Raw genomic sequence first — 22,309 nt, 5'->3', positions numbered from 1 at the left:
AACAGGCCCGCGTTAGCGACGGCAGATGATGGCGCCGATCAGGACTCCCATCAGGCCCGCAACACCGATGGCACGCCAGGGGTTGTCATGCACGTAGTCGTCGGTGGCCCGTGCGGCGCGGCGCCCGCGAGCCATAAGCTCGTCTTGTGTTGAATAGAGATGTTCGCGCGTGCGACGCAGCGAGCGCATGGCGCTTTCGCGCAACTCTTCAGCCTTATCACCAGTCGCTTCCGCCGCCTGTTGCAACATGCGTTCTGCTTCATCCAGGCTTTCTTTGACACGATCGACGAACTCTTCTTCACGATCGCGGATGCTTTTCTCTTTCATGTTTCAACTCCTGTTAAACAACTGACTGCGACGGGGCTGCGATACACGGGCAAACCTTGTACCCAGCGTTCAGGCGTCCTTCTGCCGGGTTCCGAAAATGCGATCACCTGCATCGCCCAACCCAGGAATAATATAGCCGCTCTCATCGAGATGGCTATCAACGGCCGCCGTATAAATATGCACATCGGGGTGGTGCTTTTCAACTGCTGCAATGCCCTGTGGGGCAGCGACCAGCACCAAGGCGCGGATATTCCGACACCCCGCCTTCTTCAGGAGGTCTATGGTGGCCACCATAGAGCCGCCGGTAGCCAGCATAGGGTCAACAATCAGCGCCAGGCGCTCGTCTAATTGGCCCACCAGCTTTTCAAGATAGGTTTGCGCTTCGAAAGTTTCTTCGTTGCGAGCAATGCCCACCGCACTGACTTTGGCGCCTGGAATAAGCGTCAACACGCCATCCAGCATGCCGATGCCCGCCCGCAAAATAGGCACGACGGTTACTTTCTTTCCGGCGATTTTCTCAACGTCCAGCGGGCCGCACCAGCTTTCGATTCTCTGAGGTTCGAGAGGAAGATCTTTAGATGCTTCATAGGTGAGCAGCGCTGCGATTTCCTGGGACATTTCCCGGAAGTTCTTGGTGCTGAGATCGGCCTTGCGCATCAAGCCCAGCTTGTGCTGAATCAAGGGGTGGCGGATTTCATGTACTGGCATTTATGATGCGTTCCTGCAAAGTGAAGAGCCCCGGCCTGCGGGCCGGAACATCTCCGTAGCCCGTCAGGGAACCCTTCGGCTCTAAAAAATAACTGCCTTGCCTGGCACCGACCATAACGATGAGGCGTGTGCACAGGCGTGCGGCCAATTACAGCCACCCCTGCATTATGCCTTGAGTTTTGATGGTTTCGTTACGCTTTTACTGCTTTGCCAGCCATTGCACCACGCTGTCCAGGAATTTACCGGTATTGCCCGCCCGTTCGTGGTTGATGATGAGCACCAAGGCGTAACGGCGGCCGCTGGCACCCAGTACATAACCTGCCAAGGCACGGGAATCGCGCAAGGTGCCGGTTTTGAGATGCGCTAACCCGCGCGTTTCGTCGGCGCGCAACCGTCGCCGCAACGTGCCGTCCACGCCGGAAATTGCCAGCGAAGAAATAAATTCCGGCATAAGCGGCGAGCGCCACGCAACATCCAGCATGGACGCCAAACCGTCGGCGGTCAGCCGCTCCTGGCGCGACAGGCCTGAGCCATTTTCCAGCACCCAACCTTGGGTATCCACCCCTTGGCTGCGTAATACCTGAAAGGCCGCCTGAGCGCCGCTGTGCGCAGTCGCTCCGGACGCGCGCTGCTCTGCCCCCAACGCCAACAACAACATGCGAGCCATAACATTATTGCTCTGTTTGTTGATCAGGCGAATGGTGTCCGCCAAGGTTTCAGAATCGTGCCAGGCCAGCAAGCGCGCATTCGACGGCAGGGAGCCTGTGTTAAAGCCACGCCCCAGCGTGCCGCCAAGCTCCGTCCACAACATGCGGAACATGGCCTCAAAATGTTGTTGTTGCGGCAAAGCCAGCCGGTACAGAGAAAATTCGCCACAAGAGCCGGCCACCGTGCCATTCACTTGTATCAGCGTTTCAGTGCCCAAGCGCTGTACCTGGGTGCTGACTTGAGGCGAACCCGGACAACGCGCATTGCTCCACTCGACATTGCCCTGAACCCGCAAGCCGCGCACCGGCGGGTCGATCACCGGCACCCATTTATTGGCTTGGGTATCGGGTATGAAAATCAGCCTGACCGTGCCCAGCCCCACCATCATGACGTCCGGGCTGGCGTTATAGGGGCGATCCCCCGCACCGTCGAATGCTGCGGGGTCGAGCGCCACATCGCCGAAACGGCTGCGGTCCACCACCACCTCGGTAATATTCTTCACACCACGCAAGCGCAGTTCCCTGAGCAACGACCAGAGCTCCTGCATAGTCAGAAAAGGATCCCCACCCGCTTTCAGGTACAGCGGCCCGGTCAGTGTGCCTTCCGCATCAATCTGTGCATCCGCCCGGGTATAAAAAGCCGTACGCCAGCTGTATTCAGGCCCCAATTCCGAAAGCGCCGCCCACGTCGTCACCATTTTCATCACTGAGGCCGGGTTGCGCGGCACCATGGCGTTGAGAGATGCCAGACGTTGCCCTCCCAGCTCATGCACCACCAGCGACAAGGTGGAATCTGGCAGCTTGGTTGCCGCCCAAGCCTGTTGCACTTCAGTGGGAAGAGCCTGAATCGACTGAGCCACGGGCAAAGTTTGAGCTTCAGCCTGTGACACCTGCAAAACACCCGCCAGCCCGGCTGCTAACAAGGGGACTGCCGCCCACTGCCGCGCACGGCGCCAGGTTTTCACAACGGGGAATAGAAGCTTGAATGGCATGGATGCAAAGGTAGGCGATAGAAAAACGTCGACGAAAGGCCCCAGCATAAGCGATTTACCCGTGTCTCTGGAACCGGCAAAACCATGGATCATTCATCTGTGCGAGAACCCTATCCTGTCAGCGCAAGGACAAACAGCACGGCTCGAATACGGCAGCGTCGGCACCCCTCTATTGGGCCGTCAGAGGCACGAAAACCAGGGCGTAGCAGCCACCCGTATCGCTCATGCATGCGATGCCGCTGCTTGCCCAGAGGGGCCGGGAATCACACTGCCGGTAAAATAGGTGTTTTGTCATCCTCCCCACGCCCTATGGGGGCAAGCTGCCAGCACGTGAACTCTAATCTCCAGCTTTCCCAGTTCGACTACGAGCTGCCTCCCGAACTTATTGCCCAAACGCCAGCCACGCAACGCAGCGGTAGCCGCCTGCTGCATATCGACTCCGACAGCCGCCTGCACGACCGCCAGTTCACTGACCTGCCTTCGCTGCTGCGTAACGGTGACTTGTTGGTCTTCAATGACACCCGCGTCATCAAAGCCCGGCTGCTCGGCAACAAGGAAAGTGGCGGTCGGGTCGAAGTACTGGTGGAACGGATTACGGCTACCCATACCGCTCTGGCCCACATCAAAGCCAGCAAGTCGCCGCGCCCCGGAACGCGCCTGTGGCTGGCCGACGCCTTTTATGTGACGGTGACCGGCCGCGAAGACGCGCTTTTTATTGTGGAGTTCCCGGATAACGTTCTCAACCTGCTGGAAGCCCACGGCAGTACACCGCTGCCGCCCTATATCACCCATGCGGCCAGTGAGGATGACGACACCCGCTATCAGACCGTGTACGCCCGCGAGCCCGGAGCCGTCGCGGCGCCCACCGCTGGCTTGCATTTCGATCAAGACATGCTTGCGCGTTTAGCCGAAATGGGCGTGGACACTGCCTTCGTAACCCTGCATGTCGGTGCCGGCACCTTCCAACCTGTGCGGGTGGAAAACCTCAGCGAGCACGTCATGCATGCGGAGCGTTTTCAAGTGAGCGCCGCTACCCTGCAGGCCCTTCGCCGGACACGCGAAAACGGCGGCAGAGTCGTCGCCGTGGGCACCACCAGCGTGCGTGCGCTGGAATCGGCGGCTGCTGAGCTCGCTCACCAACCCGGCAACTTAGCAGCCGAAGGCGACACGCGCTTATTCATCACGCCCGGCTATCAGTTTCAAATGGTTGACGCCCTGCTCACCAACTTCCACCTGCCGCAATCTACGCTGTTGATGCTGGTTTCGGCGCTGGCAGGCATGGACACCATACGGCGTGCCTATGCGCATGCCGTTCAATCCAGGTATCGCTTCTTCAGTTATGGCGATGCCATGTTTATCGAATCTCCGAATCATTCATGACCCGTCTTCAATTCAAACTGCTGGCTACCGACGGCGCCGCACGGCGCGGCGAGATCACCCTTAACCACGGCGTGGTGCAGACCCCGATCTTTATGCCGGTCGGCACGTATGGCAGCGTCAAGGCCATGCTGCCCCACGAACTGGAAGATATCGGCGCCCAAATCGTGCTGGGCAACACCTTCCACCTGTGGCTGCGGCCCGGTACCGACATCATGCGCAAGCACCAGGGGTTGCACGGTTTCATGCAGTGGCAAAAGCCCATCCTCACGGACTCCGGCGGCTTTCAAGTGTTCAGCCTGAACAATATGCGCAAGATCACCGAAGAGGGGGTGCGCTTTTCCTCGCCCATTGATGGTTCCCGCCTGTTTCTGACACCTGAAGAATCCATGCGCATCCAGCTTGCCTTGAATTCCGACATTTCCATGGTGTTTGACGAATGCACACCCTACGAAATAGAAGGCAGGCCCGCCACGGTGGAAGAAGCCGCCACCTCCATGCGCATGTCGCTGCGCTGGGCGCGGCGTTCGCGCGATGAGTTCGAACGGCTGGAAAACCCCAACGCCCTGTTCGGCATTGTGCAAGGCGGCATGTATGAGCACCTGCGCGACGAATCGCTGGCGGGCCTGCTGGATATCGGCTTTGAAGGCTATGCCATCGGCGGTCTTTCGGTCGGCGAGCCGAAAGAAGACATGATGCGTGTGCTGGCCCACACCGCCCCCCAACTGCCGGAACAAGCCCCCCGCTACCTGATGGGCGTGGGCACCCCTGAAGATCTGGTGGAAGGCGTCAGCCGAGGCGTGGACATGTTCGACTGCGTTATGCCCACCCGTAACGCCCGTAACGGCTGGCTGTTCACGCGTTATGGCGATGTCAAAATCCGGAATGCTCGCTACCGCGATGACACCCGCCCGCTCGACCCCAGTTGTAGCTGCCACACCTGCAAGAACTTTTCACGCGCCTACCTGCACCACCTGCAACGCGCCAATGAAATCACCGGCGCCCGCCTGAACACCCTGCACAATCTTCACTTCTACTTGAAGATTATGGAGGAAATGCGCGAGGCCATCGCAGAGGGCCGCTTCCAAGCCTGGCGCGACGCATTTAACCAAGATCGCGCTCGCGGCGTGGAATAAACAAATTGGGGTCTGTCCCCAATTAAACAAAAAAATGGGGTCAGACCCCAATTTCGCTACAATTAAGAGTTACGTTCAAAAAAACCACAGGAGCACCTGATGTTCACCGATACCCTGCCACTTGTCATCGCCCAGGCCGCGCCCGGCGAAGGGAATGCACTGATGGGCATGCTGCCCATCATCTTGATGTTCGTCATTCTCTACTTCCTGATGATCAGGCCGCAGATGAAGCGCCAGAAGGAACACCGCAAATTGGTGGAAGGCCTGGCCAAAGGTGATGAAGTTATCACTCAGGGTGGGCTGCTTGGCCGTATCACCAAGGTGAGCGACAACTACGTCACGGTTGATATTTCCGCCGTGGCCGACAAGCAGGTAGAAACCATCGTCCAGCGCAACGCCGTCACAACCGTGCTGCCCAAGGGCACGATGAAAACGCTCTAATTTCATCGCCCTCCGGCCCCGGGGCGCCCGCTCCGGGGTACTTAAGTCTTTCCGCCTGCTGACCGAGAATGAACCGTTATCCCCTCTGGAAGTACCTCACCGTAGTGGTGGCGCTGATTATCGGGCTGCTCTACACCCTTCCCAACTTTTTCGGCGAAGCCCCCGCTGTCCAGATCGCGCCGGCGAAATCCACAGTCAAGGTGGATATTTCCATGCTGAGCCAGGTGGAAGGGCTGTTGCGTGACAATGGCATAGAAACCACCGGCACATTTTTCGAACAGAATGGCCCCACCGGCACGGTGCGCGCCCGCTTTGAAACCACCGACGTCCAGCTGCGCGCGAAAGATCTCATTGAGCGCTCGCTGAACCCGAACCCCAACGACCCTTCATACACGGTTGCGCTTAACTTGCTATCGGCGTCGCCCTCCTGGCTGACTGCCATTGGCGCCAACCCCATGTATCTAGGTCTCGATCTGCGTGGCGGTGTGCACTTCCTGCTGCAAGTCGATATGCGTGGCGCGCTGACCGGCCGTTACGACACGATCTCCAACGAAATCCGCTCAGTATTACGTGAAGCCCGCATTCCCGTGGCCGGCGCTGAACGCAGCGACCTCTCCGTGGTGGCATCCTTCAACACCGAAGCCGACCGCGACGCCGCCATTTCCGAACTGCGCCGCTCCTTGCCCGACCTGAGCTTCTCCGCCACGGGTCAATCGGCCAACCTGTACACCATCCGCGGCGAACTGAGCGAACAAGCCATCACCGCTGTTCAAACCAACGCCCTACGTCAGAACATCACCACGCTGCACAATCGAATTAACGAGCTTGGCGTGGCCGAACCCATCATCCAGCAGCAAGGCACCGATCGCATCATTGTGCAGTTGCCCGGCGTGCAGGATGTCGCCAAGGCTAAGGAAATCCTGGGCCGCACGGCCACGCTGGAAATCCGCATGGTCGAAGATTCGCCTTCGGCTACCGCAGCGCTAAATGCAGGTACCGTGCCTTTCGGCCTGGAACGCTTTGAAGATACCGACGGGCGGCCCCTGCTGCTGCGTCGCCAGGTCATCCTCACTGGGGAAAACCTGCAAGACGCCCAACCGGGCCGCGATCAGCAAACCCAGCAGGCCACCGTCAACCTCAGCCTTGACGCAAAAGGCGCACGCATTTTCCGTGACATCACTCGCGACAATATCGGGCGTCGCATGGCCATTGTTCTGTTTGAGCAGGGTAAAGGCCAGGTGGTCACCGCTCCGGTGATCCGCAGTGAGATCCCCGGGGGACAGGTGCAGATTTCCGGCAGTATGAATGCCCAGGAAGCGGCCGACATCGCTCTGCTGCTGCGCGCCGGTTCGCTGGCCGCCCCTATGGAAATCATCGAAGAGCGCACCATCGGCCCCAGCCTGGGTGCCGACAACATCAAGAAGGGCTTTGACTCCACCCTATATGGTTTCATCGCCATTGCTGTCTTCATGGTGCTTTACTACCGGCTGTTCGGCGTGTTTTCCACACTGGGCCTGACATTCAACGTGCTCTTACTGCTGGCCGCGCTTTCCATGCTGCAGGCCACGCTTACGCTGCCGGGTATCGCCGCGATTGCGCTCACCCTTGGCATGGCCATTGACGCCAACGTGCTCATTAACGAGCGCATCCGCGAAGAGCTGCGAACGGGTCACTCGCCTCAGCAGGCCATTAACCTGGGTTTTGAGCGGGCATGGGGCACCATTCTCGACTCCAACCTCACCACCCTTATCGTGGGTATTGCGTTGCTGGCCTTCGGTACCGGGCCCATCCGCGGCTTTGCCGTAGTTCATGTCATCGGCATCCTGACATCCATGTTCTCCTCCATTGTCGGCGTCAGGGCCATGGTCAACCTTTGGTATGGCTCGCGGCGCAAGCTGCAGAGCATCTCCATCGGCCAAGTCTGGAAACCCAAGGATTGAACCGGGGCTGCGCCAGTTGGCGCGGCCCTATCTCAAGGTAAGAACGAAACATGGAATTTTTCCGTATCCGCCGCACTATCCCGTTCATGCGCCACGCTTTGGTGCTGAACCTGATCAGCCTGACTATTTTTGTCTTAGCTGTCTTCTTCATTGCCACCCGCGGCTTCCATCTGTCAATCGAGTTCACCGGTGGCACGGTGGTGGAGGTCAACTACCCTGAAGCCGCTCAGTTAGATGAAGTCCGCGCTGCCGTGGCCGACCTGGGTTATACCGACTTCCAGGTGCAGAACTTCGGCACGTCGCGTGACGTCATGATTCGTCTGCCAGTGCGTGAAGGCGAAACGTCCGCCATGCAGAGTGAGGCCGTCTTGGGCGCTCTGCAAGCTGCCACCGCCGACGTCGAACTGCGCCGTGTGGAGTTCGTCGGCCCTCAAGTGGGCCGCGAGCTGGTGGAAAACGGCCTGATGGCGCTGCTGTTCGTAGTCATCGGCATCATGGTCTACCTGGGCTTTCGGTTTGAATGGAAGTTTGCCGTCGCCGGGGTGATCGCCAACCTGCACGACGTCATCATCATTCTGGGCTTCTTCGCCTTTTTCCAATGGGAATTCTCGCTATCTGTACTGGCGGGGGTCTTAGCGGTGCTCGGGTATTCCGTGAACGAATCCGTGGTCATCATGGACCGCATTCGCGAGAACTTCCGCAAGCAACGCAAGGCCAGTGTGAAGGAAGTCATCAACAGCGCGATTACCCAAACCATGTCGCGTACGGTGATTACCCACGGCTCTACGCAGATGATGGTGCTGTCCATGTTCTTCTTTGGCGGCCCCACTTTGCACAACTTCTCTCTGGCGCTCACCATCGGCATCTGGTTCGGTATTTATTCCTCCATCTTTGTGGCGGCTTCCATTGCTATGTGGCTGGGTGTCAAACGTGAAGACCTCGTAAAAGCCCCAAAAAAGGAAGACCCCAGCGCCGAGATCGCCTGATACCTTCCAGACACGTTCAGGGCCGCTGCTACCACAACAGCCCTAGCCTCGCAAAACGCCGACCCTGTTTTCAAGGTCGGCGTTCTGCCATCTGCAGGTCGCCAAAGGTACAATAAGGTTTTTCAATTTCCGCCCCCGGGATAAACACCCGTTACGGCTATCGACATGCAAGAAATCTCCATTAAGCGCCCCACGCGTGGCACCCCTACGCCCTCTCCTGCCAAGCCCGTCCAGCCTTCCGGGCTAATTCTGCCGGAAGAGCCCGAGGAGACTTCCACGCCTTCCTCCGAGTCCACAGAAGACGAGAACTCAGAGCCCTCGGACAGCTCACGTTCAGCCGCAGGCCAAGGCCCTGCCGCACAACCCGGCCATGCAGGCAAGAAAATCTTCATTCGCACCTTTGGCTGCCAGATGAATGAGTACGATTCCGACAAAATGGTCGACGTGCTGCGCCAGGCCGAAGGCGCTGAACTTGTCAGCACCCCCGAAGAAGCCGACATCATCCTCTTCAACACCTGTTCCGTGCGCGAGAAAGCGCAGGAAAAAGTATTTTCCGACCTAGGGCGTGTGCGCCACCTCAAGCAGTCCAAGCCCGGCCTGGTCATAGGGGTGGGCGGCTGCGTGGCCAGCCAGGAAGGCGAAGCCATTGTGGCGCGCGCCCCCTATGTCGATGTCGTTTTCGGCCCGCAAACCCTGCACCGCTTACCGGAACTCATCGCCAAGCGCAAGCAGTCGGGCCATTCGCAGGTCGATATCAGCTTTCCTGAAATCGAGAAATTTGACGCACTGCCGCCTGCCCGCAAGGACGGCCCGACCGCTTTTGTTTCCATCATGGAAGGCTGCAGTAAATATTGCAGTTTCTGTGTCGTGCCCTACACCCGTGGCCCGGAAGTTTCCCGCCCCTTTGAGGATGTGCTGATCGAAGTGGCTGACCTCGCCGATCAAGGCGTGAAAGAAGTCACCCTGTTGGGCCAGAACGTCAACGCGTACCGTGGCCCGGTCGGTGACGCAGGTGAGATTGCCGACTTCGCCATGCTATTGGAATACGTTCATGAAATTCCAGGCATCGAGCGCATCCGTTACACCACGTCTCACCCCAAGGAAATGACAACCCGGCTGATCGAAGCGCACGGCAAGCTGCCCAAACTGGTACCCTTCCTGCACCTGCCAGTACAAGCCGGCAGCGACCGGGTACTAGCCGCCATGAAACGCGGCTATACCTCGCTGGAATTCAAGTCCATTGCCCGTCGCCTCAAGCAGGCCCGCCCTGACATCACCCTGTCTTCCGACTTCATTGTGGGCTTTCCCGGCGAAACCGAAGAGGACTTCCAGAAAACACTGGATCTCATTCGCACTGTCGGCTTCGACCAGTCGTTCTCGTTCGTCTATTCACGCAGGCCGGGCACGCCGGCTGCCGATCTGCACGACGACACACCCCAGGAACAAAAATTGGATCGCCTGTACCGCCTGCAAGCTTTGGTCAACGAGCAGGCCGCAGCCATCAGCCAGGCCATGGTGGGCACGGTGCAACGCGTTCTTGTGGAGCGGCCTTCCCGTAAAGACCCCAATGAATTCGCGGGCCGCACCGAAAACAACCGCATGGTGAACTTCGTAGGTCACCCGCGTCTGGTCGGCCAGATGGTTGATGTCATGATCACGCACACCATGACAAATTCCCTGCGAGGCCGCTTGGTTATGACGGGCGAATCAGCCACTGGCTCCAACCCAAAGGACACTGAATGAGCGCAGCAGCACGCAACGCCAAACCCATCGTTGTACGACTAGAAGGCGGCAATACACAACTGGCCAACCTGTGTGGCCCGCTTGATGAAAACTTGCGTCAGATTGCCGATGGCTGGAATGTGGCGCTCAACCGCCGAGGCAGCCACGTGACCCTTACCGGGGAAAATGCCCCGGCAGCGGGCAAGGCGCTGGAATGGTTTCATGAGCGTGCCCTGAAAAGCCCGTTGTCTATCGACGATATTCAGTTGGGTTTGGTAGAACTCGGCGCCGGGCGCCTGCCCGAAGAACGCAATGCCGAACCCGGCGAGGCAGCGCAACCCCTGCCAGACCTGCCCCCCGTTGATGACCGCAGCCTCAGCCTGCGCACCCGTCGCAGCGACCTGCGCCCGCGCACACCCCGGCAGCGCGACTACCTCAACAACATTCTCAAGCACGACATCACCTTTGGCGTCGGGCCTGCTGGCACCGGCAAAACTTGGCTGGCCGTGGCATGCGCCATCGACGCCTTGGAGCGCGAAAGCGTTCAGCGCTTAATCCTTACCCGCCCCGCCGTCGAAGCCGGCGAACGTCTGGGCTTTCTGCCGGGCGATCTGGTTCAAAAGGTTGACCCATATCTGCGGCCGCTCTACGACGCCTTGTACGACCTCATGGGCTTCGACAAGGTACAACGGTTGTTTGAGAAGCAAACGATTGAAATTGCACCCCTGGCTTATATGCGGGGGCGCACATTGAATCATTCCTTCGTCATCCTCGATGAGGCGCAGAACACGACGCCGGAACAGATGAAGATGTTCCTCACTCGTATCGGCTTTGGCAGTAAGGCCGTCATCAACGGCGACCCTTCTCAGATCGACTTGCCCAAAGGGCAGCGCAGCGGTTTGTCGCATGCCGTAGAAGTGCTCTCCCAAGTGCAAGGCATTGCCACCACCCGCTTCACCAGCCGCGACGTGGTGCGCCACCCCTTGGTGGCCCGCATTGTCGAGGCTTACGAGGAAGCCGGCGACCATGTCTCATGACGCCGCCGCGCCTACGGTGCCCGCCTCTGGCGCAGGGGCGGGGTTTGCATTCTCGGTGCAATATGCCACCGATGCCCCTGAACTGCCGCGCTGGCGCCTGCGTCGCTGGGCGCAACGGGCCGTGGCGTTCACTCTGGCCGAAGAGGCCCAGTGGCTGGACACCCCACGCTTTCAACGCGCAGAACTTACACTGCGTTTGGTAGATGCCGCTGAGGGCCGCCAACTCAACCATAGTTATCGTGAACGCGACTACGCCACCAACGTACTCACGTTTGAGTATGGGGTAGACGACGCAGGCCTGATTAGCGGAGACATAGTGCTCTGCGTGCCGGTTCTACATCGCGAAGCCGCAGAACAAGGCAAGCCGCTACTCAACCACGCTGCACACCTCACCATCCATGGCGTGCTCCATGCCCTGGGCTACGACCACCAGAACGACGAAGAAGCCCAAGATATGGAAGCGTTGGAAACCCGAATTCTTGCCAGTTTTGGGATTCCCGACCCGTATGAAAGCCCGAGGCTGACCACAGCGGCGCAAGCGGGTAAGATTTGAGTTATTCTAAAACCCCTTCAACACGTCCCCTGGACAATGTCAGACCCTAACCCTTCCGACTCAGAACCCCGACAACCCAAACCGGGCCACAAATCCCTGTTCGCGCGCCTGACCACCTTCATGCGGCCTGTCGAGCCCGAAGACCGCGACGACGTCAAAGACTTCCTGGAAGCCGCGCACGACAACAAAGTGCTCGACAGCGAAGCCTATACCATGCTCTCGGGCGCGCTGGATGTCGCCAACCAAACCGTTGCCGACATCATGGTGCCGCGCTCTAAGATGGACATGCTGGATATCAGTCGTCCGCTGTCTGAAGTGCTGCCCACGATCATCGAAACCGGCCATTCGCGCTTCCCTGTCTACGAAGGCGACCGCGACAACATCATGGGCATCCTGCTGGCTAAAGACCTGCTGCTTTCCATCAGCAACCCGCAGCTGGATTTGCGCCCCCTGGTTCGGCCCGCTGTATTCATCCCCGAAACCAAACGCCTCAACGTCTTGTTGCGCGAATTCCGCAGCAGCCGCAACCACCTGGCGATCGTCATCGACGAACACGGCGGTACGGCGGGCCTGGTTACGATGGAAGACGTGCTGGAACAAATCGTCGGCGAAATCGAAGATGAATACGACGAGGAAGCAGAAAAAACGATTTTCCAGACCGGCACAAACAGCTGGCGTGCCATGGGTATTACGGAAATCGAAGTGTTTAACAAAACGTTTGGCACCGAACTTCCAGACGACGACTACGACACTGTGGGCGGGTGGCTGGCAGCAGAGCTCGGCCGCATTCCCCGCCGTGGCGACAGCCTGAGCCATGCCGGCCTGAATATCACCGTCGTTGGCGCCGATGCGCGTCGCGCCTTGTGGCTGCATATCCAGCTGGAAGAAACGCCACCCGTCGCACCGGAACCCACTGGGCCGTAACGATGTCCGTATAAGGCTTGGGCGCGGCTTTGTCGCCGGTCGGCCCAGCCCCCTACCCAGTTCGGCGCCCGCTCGTACGCCACCTCAGCCCCTTTCCCGCATCGAGAGGCCATCGTGATTTCGCGTTCTTACTTCCACAGCCCGATTGCGTTGCGCCATGCACTGCTGCTGATTGTCGGCGCCCTGCATTCTCAAGCGTTCGCGCCCTATCCACTGCCGGCCTGGGCCCTGCCCTATGTGCAAATCGCTTGCCTCGCTTTTTTGGCCCGACACACGTTGCAGGCCGAAAACGCGCGTAGTGCCGCCCTACATGCCGTGCTGTTCGGCTTTGGCCAGTTTTCCGTAGGACTCTACTGGCTCACCATCAGCATGCACCAATACGGCGGCATGCCTTTGGCCATCGCCATTGCCGCCTTACTGCTGTTTTCCGCCGCCTTGTCCCTCTTTGGCGCCTTGGCGTGCTTGCTCTCTTGGAGGCTGCTGCGCGACCGCATCCGCCCCGAACCGCTCGCCGTCATACTGGCAGCTCTGGTGTGGGCGTCGTGCTGGACACTTGGCGAATGGCTGCGCGGTACGCTTTTCACCGGCTTCCCCTGGCTGAACATTGGCTATGCACATGTAGAAGGCGTGCTGGCGCCCTGGGCCGCCTTGTTTGGTGTGTATGGGGTGGCATGGCTGGCCGCGTTCGCCGCCGCTGCCATCGCTCTGTTCATGCTGGGTCGCCAAACCGGCCACGACGTGCAATCTGCCGCTGCCCTGGCGCTGAGCTTGGCGACCGGCCTAGCCGGCATGGGTCTTTCGTATATTTCCTGGTCCAGCCCTTATGGCGAACCCGTGCTGATACGCCTTGTGCAAGGCAATGTCCCGCAGTCAGAGAAATTCGACCCTGCCCATATCGAACAGGGCATAAACGACTACATGATGCTGGCGCGGCTGGAACCTAAGGAAGCGGGGCAAGAACCCGCGATTACCGTACTGCCTGAGACCGTAGTGCCGCTGCTGCAGGACCGTGTACCGCCCCAGACCTGGTCAAAGTGGATCGACATTGCCCGGGAACGCAACACCACCTTGCTGATGGGCTTGCCACTGCACGACCGGGAACAGGGTGGCAGCCGTTATACCAACAGCACTGTAGCGTTTGATGGTAGCACTCGGGCTGAGGACATCGTCAGTGCCCAACTGCCCTTACGCTATGACAAGGTCCACCTCGTGCCGTTTGGCGAATTCGTTCCCACGGGCTTTCGCTGGTTTGTGGATATGATGAGCATTCCTCTGGGGGATTTCCACCGGGGCTCATCTGAGCAGCCCCCCATGCCTATCGCGGGCCAGATGGTGGCTTCGAACATCTGTTACGAAGACGTTTTCGGTGAAGAGATCGCCCAAAGCGTTAGAGGCGATGTCGGCCAGGGGGGCGCCAGCGTTTTGGTGAATGTCAGCAATCTGGCATGGTTTGGAGAATCGTCGGCCTTGCGCCAACACCTGCAGATTTCGCGCATGCGCGCCCTGGAAACCGCCCGCCCCATGCTTCGGGCCACGAATACCGGCATGACAGCGGCCATCGCCCCTGACGGCACCGTAAGAGCCGTATTGCAGCCGCATGTGAAGGGGGTGCTGGATGTCGAAGTGCAGGGCACTTCCGGTATCACCCCTTACGTGGCATGGACAAACGCACCCATCTTGATTTGGTGCTTGCTGCTGGTAGCAGGGGCGATGTGGCCATTCCGCAGTAACTCTTCGAAGCGCTCTGCCTGAACGGGCGGCGAGAACAGATACCCCTGAGCGAAGTCGCAGCCCGCCTCAAGCAGAAGGTCGCGCTGCAAGGGGGTTTCCACCCCTTCGGCCACCACCTGCAACCCTAGCCGGTGCGCCATCCCAATCATGGCTTCGCACAGCACAAGGTCTTCGGAGTCACGCCCCAGGTTACGGATGAAGCTTTGGTCGATCTTGATGTAGTCAATATCGAAACGCTTCAGGTAGGACATGGAAGAATAGCCGGTGCCGAAATCGTCCAGGGCAATCTGCACCCCTGCGTCCCGGAAGGCGATGAGCTTCTTGGACACATCGCCATCCACGCCCATCAGCAAGCGCTCAGTGATCTCCACCACCAGATTCTCACCCTTCAACCCTAAGCCGGCCAAGTGTTCAAGCCAAGCTTCAGAGGATAGTTCGTGGTCCATGAACTGAACCGGCGACACATTGATACTAGCCTGCAAACCAGGGCGCAACCAGCACCATTCGGCCATCTGCTTGGCTGCTTTCTTGAAAACCCACTTCCCTATAGTATTGATGAGCCTGGTGTCCTCGGCAAAAGGTACGAAAACATTGGGGCTGATCAGGCCTTTTTCAGGATGTTGCCAACGCAATAGACATTCGACCTTGTCGATACGACCCGACTTCAGTTCGACAATAGGCTGATAAGCCAGATGGAACTGGCCCTCATGCACCGCCACAGAAAGATCTTTAGCCATTTCCCGACGCAGATTCATATGCGCCTGCATGGAGGGCAAGAAGCGCGCGACTTGCTGTTTGCCGCGCGCCTTGGCTGCGAACATCGCCAGATCGGCATTCTGCATGAGATCTTTACTGGAACGACCGTCCATGGGGTAGAAAGTAATACCCATGCTTATAGAAATTGCGGCTTGCTCGCCCTCTAGTTTGAAAGGCTCGGCAAGCCGCTGCATGACCTTATCGCAGATGCTATCCACGCTGGCAAGATCGGATAAGTTGCCCAATATCAGCATGAATTCATCGCCCCCCAGGCGCGCCACGGTATCAGATGACCGCAGGCACGACTGCAACCGCTTGGCTGCGGCAACCAGCAGCTTGTCGCCGAAATCGTGGCCTACCGTGTCGTTGAGTTCCTTGAAGTCGTCAATATCAAGGTAGACCAGCGCCATCGGCATGTCGGTCGCATCGGAGCGCTCTATTTCCTTTTCCAGCCGCTCTTGAAAAAGCTGGCGATTCGGCAAACCGGTGAGCTGATCGTAGTTCGCCTGTTTCCAGATAAAGGCATTTGCCTCTTTCTGTTTGGTAATGTCGGAAAATAGCCCTATACGATACAAAGGCACGCCATCATCGTCGTAGCAGGTGTCGACGGATAGCCGCTCGGCATAAATTTCGCCATTCTTGCGACGGTTCCAGATATCACCTTCCCAGCAGCCCGTCGTGTTGATCGCCGCCCACATATTCTGATAGAAGGCGGCATCGTGGCGGCCCGAACTCAGGATATTGAGCTTTTTACCAACGACTTCCTCCGGCTCATAACCTGTGATCTTCGTAAAAGCAGGGTTTACGCTAATGAGTTGGCCTGTGGGTTCGGTCACCACCATGGCTTCGCTACTATGGCGATACACCAACATGGCCAATCTGGCCTGTGCTTCCACCCCTTTGCGCCGTGTGACATCCAAAGCGATGCCTATGGTCACGGGCTCGTCGTCAAGAGCCATCATCGAACCAAAGATTTCCAGATCTATGACCGTGCCGTCTTTTCGCCTGCCTTTTTTCTCCATCCACAAGCCAGGGACCTCACCTCCAAGACGCCTGCGGACCGCCGGCTCGTCGGCGACAGGCTCGCACTGGTGAAACACATGATTGGATGAGACGTTCTCCACCATTTCGTCTGCTTCATAGCCGAACATTTCGGCCATTTTTGCGTTGACATAAAGAAAACGCCCTTTCTGAGTGATGTAAACGCCCACCATGGAGTTTTCAGCGATGCCACGAAACATGCCCTCCGCGCGCACCAGGTTATGGCGTTCCTGCTCGATTCGCTCGACCAAGGAACCAATACGCCCTGCAGACTCATTGAATACCTTGGCCAAATGGCCAATTTCATCCTGAGTGGATACTTCAAAACGCGTGTTGTAATTGCCGGCAGCCAACTCTACGCAGTGCGTTGAAAGGTCGCGCAAGGGTACGACAATCTGCCGCCGCACAACCCAAAACGCCAGCAGGATGAGCAGCACATCGACAAACACCAAGGCATACATTCGGCTCATGGTGGCGGCCTGAGCCGCCTCCACATCGGTCAATATGCCGTTCATCAGGGTTTCGGTGCGTTCCAACAAGCCCGCCGAACGACCGACTACACTTTCCAGCAAGGGTTCCAAGCTGCCACTCACCTCAGAAAAAGGCGAAACCGCGCCGTCCGTTTGATCACGATTTCTCTGGATTTCGCTAAGCAACTCATGCACCGACCGCTGGTACAGTTCCCATTGCTCACGCACAGCGCCTAACCTGGCGTTATGGTCATCGGACAGGCCTTCAATCTTTAAGCCAAATGCATGGCCTCCATCAGTTAGCACCCGGAGCGCAGTGTCAAAATCGCCCATAAGCTGACGGACTTCTGTTTCACCCGTTCCCACCCCATGGCCATAATTGACTGTCTGCAAGGCAATACGCTGCCCCAGCATACGCAACTTGCCGGCTACGTTAACGGTGTCCGCGACGTTGTCTGATTTGGTCATCATGCGCTCCACCAGCATGATGTTCACCAAGGCAATCAGCAGCAACGCCATAAAGACCACGCCGATCTTCTGCGCAATGCCAAAGCGTGGCCTCCGGCTGAACACAGCCGGAAGACGCGGAGAGTTAATGTGCTTTCTTTTCATGACCCCATGATAATGAGCCAGTTCTCACCTCTTCAAATTTGATTTTTATCAAACATGGCATATAAACCACAGACGGGACATACCCTGGACTTGCACAAACAAAATAAACAGTGCATAATTCTGTTTCTTCGCTAGTCACACAAACAAACAGCGAACAACACGCAGGAAGAAAGTGGCAACACAAAACCCTTGCGAAAGTTGGAAACTGCTTGAAAGTGTGTACGGTACGGGGGTATAGCTCAGCTGGGAGAGCGCTTGCATGGCATGCAAGAGGTCAGCGGTTCGATCCCGCTTACCTCCACCACCACTAACGAAGGCTGCACTGAAAAGTGCAGTTGCAAGTTAAAAATTAGATGCTATAATTATTTTCTTGCTGTACTTAGTCCCCTTCGTCTAGAGGCCTAGGACACCACCCTTTCACGGTGGGTACAGGGGTTCGAATCCCCTAGGGGACGCCATTAATTTGGCAACCGCTGCGGAGCGGTAGTTCAGTTGGTTAGAATACCGGCCTGTCACGCCGGGGGTCGCGGGTTCGAGCCCCGTCCGCTCCGCCAAAAAATTCAAAAGCCTGATAGCTCACAAAGTTATCAGGCTTTTTCCGTTTTGGTCGTTGTCTAACGGCGTCATGCTGCACGCGAGTTTACCGCCTTGCCAAAGGCGGTTGGTTTCAAGCACTACGATATAATCAAGGGTCGTGGCTCACACCTCAGGTTTGGCTGCAATCAAGAACCCAAAAACGCTTACGCTGGTAGGCGCTTTTTTCGTCTGTTAAAAACCGCTGAGTTGCCGGTTTAAAGGTGTAGTGATGTCAAGCTGGCTTGCTCAGTATCTCAGCATCCTAGCGCTGTTGTTGCCGGTCTTCGTCTGCGTGGGAATTGGCGCTGTCTGGGGTTTCAGGAAACTTGCCTACCCGGGCGAATTCATCTCTCTACTGGTCACCTCGATCACCACGCCGGCACTCGTCTTTAATACGCTTCTCACCACTGAACTTAACAACGCCTTGTTGCTGCAAATTCTAAACGCAGCCTTGCTAGGCCTGCTGGTTGCCTGCCTATGCGGTGCAGCTCTGCTCTATGTATTGCGACTGCCGGTCTTGGCCTTGTTACCTTCCACTCTCTTTCCCAACGCAGGTAACTTGGGGCTGCCGGTTGCATTGTTCGCGTTCGGCGAAACCGGCCTGGCTGTTGCCGTGACGATTTTCGCGATTTTTTCATTGGGGCAGCACACCATTGGCGTGTGGTTGCTCGGCCTGGCGAATCGCTCCTCGCCTCGGCAGGGAAAGTGGCCCTATGGCGTGGCGCTGGCCAGCCTGTTAGCCGTGGCCTTGCGGCTATTGGATGTTTCGGTTCCCTCCCCCGTTTTATCGAGTGCGCAACTGGTCGGCTCGTTAACCGTGCCACTGATGCTGCTCAGCCTGGGTTACGCACTGGCAACGGTGTCGCGCTCGGGCATGCGAACTGGCGGCATAGTTGGAGTAATCCGCCTGAGTGTTGGCGCCATCGCAGGCTTGGCAATCGTCTACAGCATCGACCTGCCGCCTGAAGTTGCCAGTGTCGTCGTACTACAGATGCTGATGCCGGTGGCCGTGGTCACCTACCTCTATACGGATCGGTATACGAATTACGGCCAGGTCTCTGCTGGCGCTATTCTGGTATCCACCCTGCTTTTTCTGTTTTTGTCGCCTGTGCTGATCAGCTGGAGCCACTTGCTGCCGTCCTAACTGACCGGGGCTAGATTCACTACAAATTCAGTGCAGAGGTACGTTAGAGGTTGGCGTCGGGTTGCAATATGACGCGGCCCGTAACCTGCCCCGCCTCGAGTTCAGCGGCATTGGATTCAGTAGGGTCGATCACTGCCTCGGCCCCCATATCGACAGCGGCCTGCCTTCTTCCAGCGTCAATTTCCACTACCACAACACCGGGACAGCCCACTGCCTGAAGTAAAGATACGCACATCAGGCCCAGGCCTCCTGCACCGACCACCACGACACGCTCTTCGGAAAGTGTATAAGGGTCAAGCTTACGTATAGCGCTGTAGGTTGTCAGGCCCGAACACGCATAGGGCGCTGCGTGCGCCGGCGACATATCGCCGATATCAATCAGATAACGTGCATCCGGATATCCTGTAAGTCGTCTCAGGAAATCGTGCCCGGGCGCTTCGGCTCATTCTCAGCGCTGCTTTCGGCTACCTCGCCTCCGGCGACTCCGCTGATTTCCTGGGCGTAATCACACAAATACTGAATAAATGCCTTGGTGTAGTCGGGTAATTCAGACATGGAGCGGGCCACAATCATCTGGCGACGCTGCGTCCACGGTTCATCCAGCCTTACCATAGCCGCCTGCTTCTCCTTTACGGCTGCTTCGGCCACACTACGCGGCACCAGAGTGATACCCACACCTTGCTGCACACAGCGTAAAGCGGCCGCGAAGTTGGGCACATGCACGCGCACATTCATGTGACAGCCCAGACTACTGGCAATCTGCTGCAAATAGAGAAAATTGCTGCTATTTCGCCCCACCGATACGACATCATATTGCAGCGCAACATCGACAGTTACCCGTTCAAGTTGAGTGAGCGGATGGTCAGGAATCGTCATCAGCACCAGTTCTTCATGCCCATAGACGATGGACTCCAGCCCCCGTAAATGCACCACGCTGGCCACCAGGCCGATATCCGCCCGGTTTTCCTGTACCGCGCGCACGGTTTCATCGCTGAGATGCTCCTCAAGATCAATGTTGACGTTGGGGTATGCGGCCAAATAGCGACTAAGGGGAATCGGCAGCTGATTCAACGTACTGCTGTTGGCAAAAACACGTATTTGGCCGATCACCCCTGCCGTATAGCGCTCCATCTCACCGTGGAGCTGATCAATATTGGACAGCACAACCTGGCAGTAGCGGTACACCGTTTCGCCCGCAGCGGTCAAAGACATGCCCTTAGGCGTGCGATTGAACAAAGCCGCCCCCAATGCTGCTTCCAGATTTTTCAACCGGTAGCTGGCCGTGGGGGCTGTCAGATGCATCTCAGCCGCACCATTCGTTAGGCTTTTTGCATTAGCAATCGCCATAAAAATGCGTAAATCCGTCAATTCGTATCGCATGGGTATACGGGTCTCCGTTATCTGCAAATAAAACCCTCGGGCTCGTGGGAACCAGTTATCTGGTGTGTTTACTCACCGTCGCTCGAAGCCAGGCATCTGCAATACCAAAAAATTCTATTCGAAAAATTCTAATTAATACTAGGAAATTTTCAATTGGACGCGCCATAAGTTGCAAATTTATAGTATTAACACCGCATTTATATTCCAATTTTTAAAAGGACTACAGAATGACCACCCGCAGATGGCTTGCCCTGGCTTCATGCAGCATTGCATTACTGGCTTCTTCCCCCGCACTCGCTGCCTACCCGCAAAAGCCCGTAACCCTCGTTGTGCCTTATGCGGCTGGGGGACCGACTGACACCTTTGCCCGCGCATTGGTTGATGTCTGGGGTAAGCAACTCGGCACCACCATGATTGTTGAGAACCGAGCAGGCGCCGGCACCATGATTGGGACTGAAGCCGTTGCCAAGGCACCGGCCGATGGATACACCGTTCTGCTTTCCACCGTCGCCCATTCGGTCAACCCAAGCTTGCATGAACAACTGAGCTACGACCCGATCAATGATTTCGCTTCTGTTGGCCTGGCAGCTCGCGCACCTTTAGTCGTAGTAGTGAATAACGATGTACCTGTCACCACCCTGCCGGAATTCCTCGAGTACCTAAAGAAGAACTCAGGTAAGGTTAACTACGCCTCCGCAGGCCTCGGAAGCGCTCCTCACCTGGGTGGCGCTTTACTGAACCACATAGGCGGCTTTGAAGCCACTCACATCCCTTACCGCGGCAGCGCACCCGCTATGGCAGATGTCATCGGCGGCCATGCGGAGTTTATGGTTGACAGCGCACCAACAGGTTTGGCTCAAGTGCAAGCGGGTACTGTGCGCCTGATCGCCACCACGATGAAAGAGCGCTTACCCCAAACTCCCGATACCCCGGCAGTTGCTGAAGCATTGCCAGGGTACGAGTCCTACACTTGGAACGCAGCCTTGGTGCCTGCCGGAACGTCACCGGACATCATCGAAAAACTACGCAGCTCGCTCGAGGCCGCCTTACACGACAAACAACTGCAAGAGCGAGCCAACACCATGGGACTGCTTCTTGAAGTCAAGCCCGACCCGGCCGCTCTAGACGCTTTCATCGCGCGTGAAATTGATAAGTGGCGCGACGTGGTCAAGCAGTCAGACATGCAGCGCAACTGACCTTCCATCGAAAGGCTTACAAGGCGCGACATAGCGCGTGGTCACATGCGCTATTCTCATTCCACCCCATATCCATAGGACATACGCAATGATTCAGCACCAGTTATGTGAACAACGATATTTTGAAGATTTTGAAGTTGGTGAACGCTTCAATATCCCGTCGCGCACCATGACAGACGCCCTGTTCGCAGCCTTTCAAATGGCCAGCGGCGACAACCACCCTGTTCATTACGATGTAGAGTATTGCCGCGCCCATGGCATGCCCCACATGCTCGCCCATGGCTTCCAAGTGCTGATTCAAAGCGCCGCCGGCGCAGGCCTGTTTCCACACATGGTCGAGCTTTCTCTGAAAGCCTTCATCGAACAAAGCAGCCGTTTCCTGAAACCGGTTTTTGTGGGGGATACCCTTTACCCAAGCCTGGAAGTCGTGGACTTGAAGCCTGGCAATACCACCGGCGTAATCACTTTGCGCTCTGAAATCAAGAATCAACGCGGTGAAGTGGTTATGGACGGCCTGCAAAAATATCTGCTGCTAAAACGGCCTCAATAGTCA

19 protein-coding genes and 3 tRNA genes are annotated in these 22,309 nt (G+C 57.4%); 16 read left to right on the top strand and 6 right to left on the bottom strand.

The annotated features are described in order from the left end of the window. Positions 1–12 precede the first annotated feature (12 nt). The 3 genes from VRY85_RS12615 to dacB all read right to left on the bottom strand — a co-directional run bounded on the left by VRY85_RS12615 (position 13) and on the right by dacB (position 2,734). The gene (locus tag VRY85_RS12615; RefSeq protein ID WP_414598948.1) at positions 13–327 is read right to left on the bottom strand and encodes a DUF883 family protein; all 315 of its coding nucleotides are present in this window, start codon (positions 325–327) and stop codon (positions 13–15) included. Positions 328–396: 69 nt separating this feature from the next. Then, entirely contained in the window at positions 397–1,035 is a 639-nt protein-coding gene (gene upp, locus VRY85_RS12610; protein WP_414598947.1) for a uracil phosphoribosyltransferase, read from the bottom strand. Between the two features lie 199 nt (positions 1,036–1,234). Continuing rightward, positions 1,235–2,734, bottom strand: coding sequence for a D-alanyl-D-alanine carboxypeptidase/D-alanyl-D-alanine-endopeptidase (gene dacB / locus VRY85_RS12605; RefSeq protein ID WP_414598978.1), 1,500 nt, complete (start codon positions 2,732–2,734; stop codon positions 1,235–1,237). Positions 2,735–3,064: 330 nt separating this feature from the next. Here dacB and queA point away from each other — a divergent pair, with 330 nt between their 5' ends. From queA to lnt, 10 genes are all read left to right on the top strand, one after another. Then, positions 3,065–4,114 (top strand): tRNA preQ1(34) S-adenosylmethionine ribosyltransferase-isomerase QueA, encoded by a 1,050-nt coding sequence (gene queA / locus VRY85_RS12600; RefSeq protein ID WP_414598946.1) that lies wholly within the window; start codon positions 3,065–3,067, stop codon positions 4,112–4,114. Beyond that, the gene (gene tgt, locus VRY85_RS12595; RefSeq protein WP_414598945.1) at positions 4,111–5,247 is read left to right on the top strand and encodes a tRNA guanosine(34) transglycosylase Tgt; all 1,137 of its coding nucleotides are present in this window, start codon (positions 4,111–4,113) and stop codon (positions 5,245–5,247) included. Before queA ends, tgt begins: the two co-directional genes overlap by 4 nt. Positions 5,248–5,346: 99 nt before the next feature. After that, positions 5,347–5,688, top strand: coding sequence for a preprotein translocase subunit YajC (gene yajC / locus VRY85_RS12590; RefSeq protein WP_414598944.1), 342 nt, complete (start codon positions 5,347–5,349; stop codon positions 5,686–5,688). 68 nt (positions 5,689–5,756) lie between these two features. After that, the gene (gene secD / locus VRY85_RS12585; protein WP_414598943.1) at positions 5,757–7,628 is read left to right on the top strand and encodes a protein translocase subunit SecD; all 1,872 of its coding nucleotides are present in this window, start codon (positions 5,757–5,759) and stop codon (positions 7,626–7,628) included. 50 nt (positions 7,629–7,678) lie between these two features. Then, complete coding sequence (gene secF / locus VRY85_RS12580; RefSeq protein WP_414598942.1) at positions 7,679–8,614, top strand: protein translocase subunit SecF; 936 nt, start codon at positions 7,679–7,681, stop codon at positions 8,612–8,614. Positions 8,615–8,779: 165 nt separating this feature from the next. After that, entirely contained in the window at positions 8,780–10,357 is a 1,578-nt protein-coding gene (gene miaB, locus VRY85_RS12575; protein ID WP_414598941.1) for a tRNA (N6-isopentenyl adenosine(37)-C2)-methylthiotransferase MiaB, read from the top strand. Continuing rightward, positions 10,354–11,373 carry a PhoH family protein gene (locus VRY85_RS12570; protein ID WP_414598940.1) on the top strand — a complete coding sequence of 340 codons (1,020 nt, stop codon included), beginning with the start codon at positions 10,354–10,356 and terminating at the stop codon, positions 11,371–11,373. Before miaB ends, VRY85_RS12570 begins: the two co-directional genes overlap by 4 nt. After that, the gene (gene ybeY / locus VRY85_RS12565) at positions 11,363–11,926 is read left to right on the top strand and encodes an rRNA maturation RNase YbeY (protein ID WP_414598939.1); all 564 of its coding nucleotides are present in this window, start codon (positions 11,363–11,365) and stop codon (positions 11,924–11,926) included. Before VRY85_RS12570 ends, ybeY begins: the two co-directional genes overlap by 11 nt. 36 nt (positions 11,927–11,962) lie before the next feature. After that, the gene (locus tag VRY85_RS12560; RefSeq protein ID WP_414598938.1) at positions 11,963–12,850 is read left to right on the top strand and encodes an HlyC/CorC family transporter; all 888 of its coding nucleotides are present in this window, start codon (positions 11,963–11,965) and stop codon (positions 12,848–12,850) included. Between the two features lie 114 nt (positions 12,851–12,964). Continuing rightward, positions 12,965–14,602, top strand: a complete 1,638-nt coding sequence (gene lnt / locus VRY85_RS12555; RefSeq protein ID WP_414598937.1) for an apolipoprotein N-acyltransferase — start codon at positions 12,965–12,967, stop codon at positions 14,600–14,602. Here lnt and VRY85_RS12550 read toward each other — a convergent pair. Then, a complete protein-coding gene (locus VRY85_RS12550; protein WP_414598936.1) occupies positions 14,500–17,460 on the bottom strand; it encodes an EAL domain-containing protein in 2,961 nt (986 codons plus the stop codon). The genes lnt and VRY85_RS12550 overlap by 103 nt on opposite strands. A 228-nt stretch (positions 17,461–17,688) precedes the next feature. Here VRY85_RS12550 and VRY85_RS12545 point away from each other — a divergent pair. From VRY85_RS12545 to VRY85_RS12530, 4 genes are all read left to right on the top strand, one after another. After that, a tRNA-Ala gene (locus tag VRY85_RS12545) sits at positions 17,689–17,764 on the top strand. 78 nt (positions 17,765–17,842) lie between these two features. Further along, positions 17,843–17,918: transfer RNA gene (locus VRY85_RS12540), tRNA-Glu, on the top strand. A 19-nt stretch (positions 17,919–17,937) separates the two neighbouring features. After that, a tRNA-Asp gene (locus VRY85_RS12535) sits at positions 17,938–18,014 on the top strand. 251 nt (positions 18,015–18,265) lie between these two features. Further along, positions 18,266–19,180 (top strand): AEC family transporter, encoded by a 915-nt coding sequence (locus VRY85_RS12530; protein ID WP_414598935.1) that lies wholly within the window; start codon positions 18,266–18,268, stop codon positions 19,178–19,180. 43 nt (positions 19,181–19,223) lie between these two features. Here VRY85_RS12530 and VRY85_RS12525 read toward each other — a convergent pair whose 3' ends face one another. Then, on the bottom strand, positions 19,224–19,544 hold the full coding sequence (locus tag VRY85_RS12525; RefSeq protein ID WP_414598934.1) for a zinc-binding dehydrogenase: 321 nt from the start codon (positions 19,542–19,544) through the stop codon (positions 19,224–19,226). Positions 19,545–19,594: 50 nt separating this feature from the next. Continuing rightward, complete coding sequence (locus VRY85_RS12520) at positions 19,595–20,560, bottom strand: LysR family transcriptional regulator (protein WP_414598933.1); 966 nt, start codon at positions 20,558–20,560, stop codon at positions 19,595–19,597. Positions 20,561–20,787: 227 nt separating this feature from the next. Here VRY85_RS12520 and VRY85_RS12515 point away from each other — a divergent pair, with 227 nt between their 5' ends. After that, on the top strand, positions 20,788–21,756 hold the full coding sequence (locus tag VRY85_RS12515) for a tripartite tricarboxylate transporter substrate binding protein (RefSeq protein ID WP_414598932.1): 969 nt from the start codon (positions 20,788–20,790) through the stop codon (positions 21,754–21,756). 88 nt (positions 21,757–21,844) lie between these two features. Continuing rightward, the gene (locus tag VRY85_RS12510) at positions 21,845–22,306 is read left to right on the top strand and encodes a MaoC family dehydratase (protein ID WP_414598931.1); all 462 of its coding nucleotides are present in this window, start codon (positions 21,845–21,847) and stop codon (positions 22,304–22,306) included. The last annotated feature ends 3 nt before the right edge of the window (positions 22,307–22,309 follow it).

The sequence above is a fragment of the Achromobacter sp. F4_2707 genome, assembly GCF_047501535.1.
Classification (GTDB): domain Bacteria; phylum Pseudomonadota; class Gammaproteobacteria; order Burkholderiales; family Burkholderiaceae_B; genus Yanghanlia.
The sequence above is the reverse complement of the archived record's forward strand: the minus strand, read 5'-3'. Positions and strand labels throughout refer to the sequence as shown.

What these genes read in the sequence shown, in the direction of transcription:
- tgt (WP_414598945.1), top strand. Translation starts at nt 4,111, where the DNA reads ATGACCCGTCTTCAATTCAAACTGCTGGCTACCGACGGCGCCGCACGG.
- VRY85_RS12550 (WP_414598936.1), bottom strand. Translation starts at nt 17,460, where the DNA reads ATGAAAAGAAAGCACATTAACTCTCCGCGTCTTCCGGCTGTGTTCAGC.
- VRY85_RS12615 (WP_414598948.1), bottom strand. Translation starts at nt 327, where the DNA reads ATGAAAGAGAAAAGCATCCGCGATCGTGAAGAAGAGTTCGTCGATCGT.
- VRY85_RS12560 (WP_414598938.1), top strand. Translation starts at nt 11,963, where the DNA reads ATGTCAGACCCTAACCCTTCCGACTCAGAACCCCGACAACCCAAACCG.
- VRY85_RS12520 (WP_414598933.1), bottom strand. Translation starts at nt 20,560, where the DNA reads ATGCGATACGAATTGACGGATTTACGCATTTTTATGGCGATTGCTAAT.
- dacB (WP_414598978.1), bottom strand. Translation starts at nt 2,734, where the DNA reads ATGCCATTCAAGCTTCTATTCCCCGTTGTGAAAACCTGGCGCCGTGCG.
- VRY85_RS12525 (WP_414598934.1), bottom strand. Translation starts at nt 19,544, where the DNA reads ATGTCGCCGGCGCACGCAGCGCCCTATGCGTGTTCGGGCCTGACAACC.
- VRY85_RS12515 (WP_414598932.1), top strand. Translation starts at nt 20,788, where the DNA reads ATGACCACCCGCAGATGGCTTGCCCTGGCTTCATGCAGCATTGCATTA.
- VRY85_RS12530 (WP_414598935.1), top strand. Translation starts at nt 18,266, where the DNA reads ATGTCAAGCTGGCTTGCTCAGTATCTCAGCATCCTAGCGCTGTTGTTG.
- VRY85_RS12510 (WP_414598931.1), top strand. Translation starts at nt 21,845, where the DNA reads ATGATTCAGCACCAGTTATGTGAACAACGATATTTTGAAGATTTTGAA.
- yajC (WP_414598944.1), top strand. Translation starts at nt 5,347, where the DNA reads ATGTTCACCGATACCCTGCCACTTGTCATCGCCCAGGCCGCGCCCGGC.
- miaB (WP_414598941.1), top strand. Translation starts at nt 8,780, where the DNA reads ATGCAAGAAATCTCCATTAAGCGCCCCACGCGTGGCACCCCTACGCCC.
- secF (WP_414598942.1), top strand. Translation starts at nt 7,679, where the DNA reads ATGGAATTTTTCCGTATCCGCCGCACTATCCCGTTCATGCGCCACGCT.
- upp (WP_414598947.1), bottom strand. Translation starts at nt 1,035, where the DNA reads ATGCCAGTACATGAAATCCGCCACCCCTTGATTCAGCACAAGCTGGGC.
- ybeY (WP_414598939.1), top strand. Translation starts at nt 11,363, where the DNA reads ATGTCTCATGACGCCGCCGCGCCTACGGTGCCCGCCTCTGGCGCAGGG.
- VRY85_RS12570 (WP_414598940.1), top strand. Translation starts at nt 10,354, where the DNA reads ATGAGCGCAGCAGCACGCAACGCCAAACCCATCGTTGTACGACTAGAA.
- secD (WP_414598943.1), top strand. Translation starts at nt 5,757, where the DNA reads ATGAACCGTTATCCCCTCTGGAAGTACCTCACCGTAGTGGTGGCGCTG.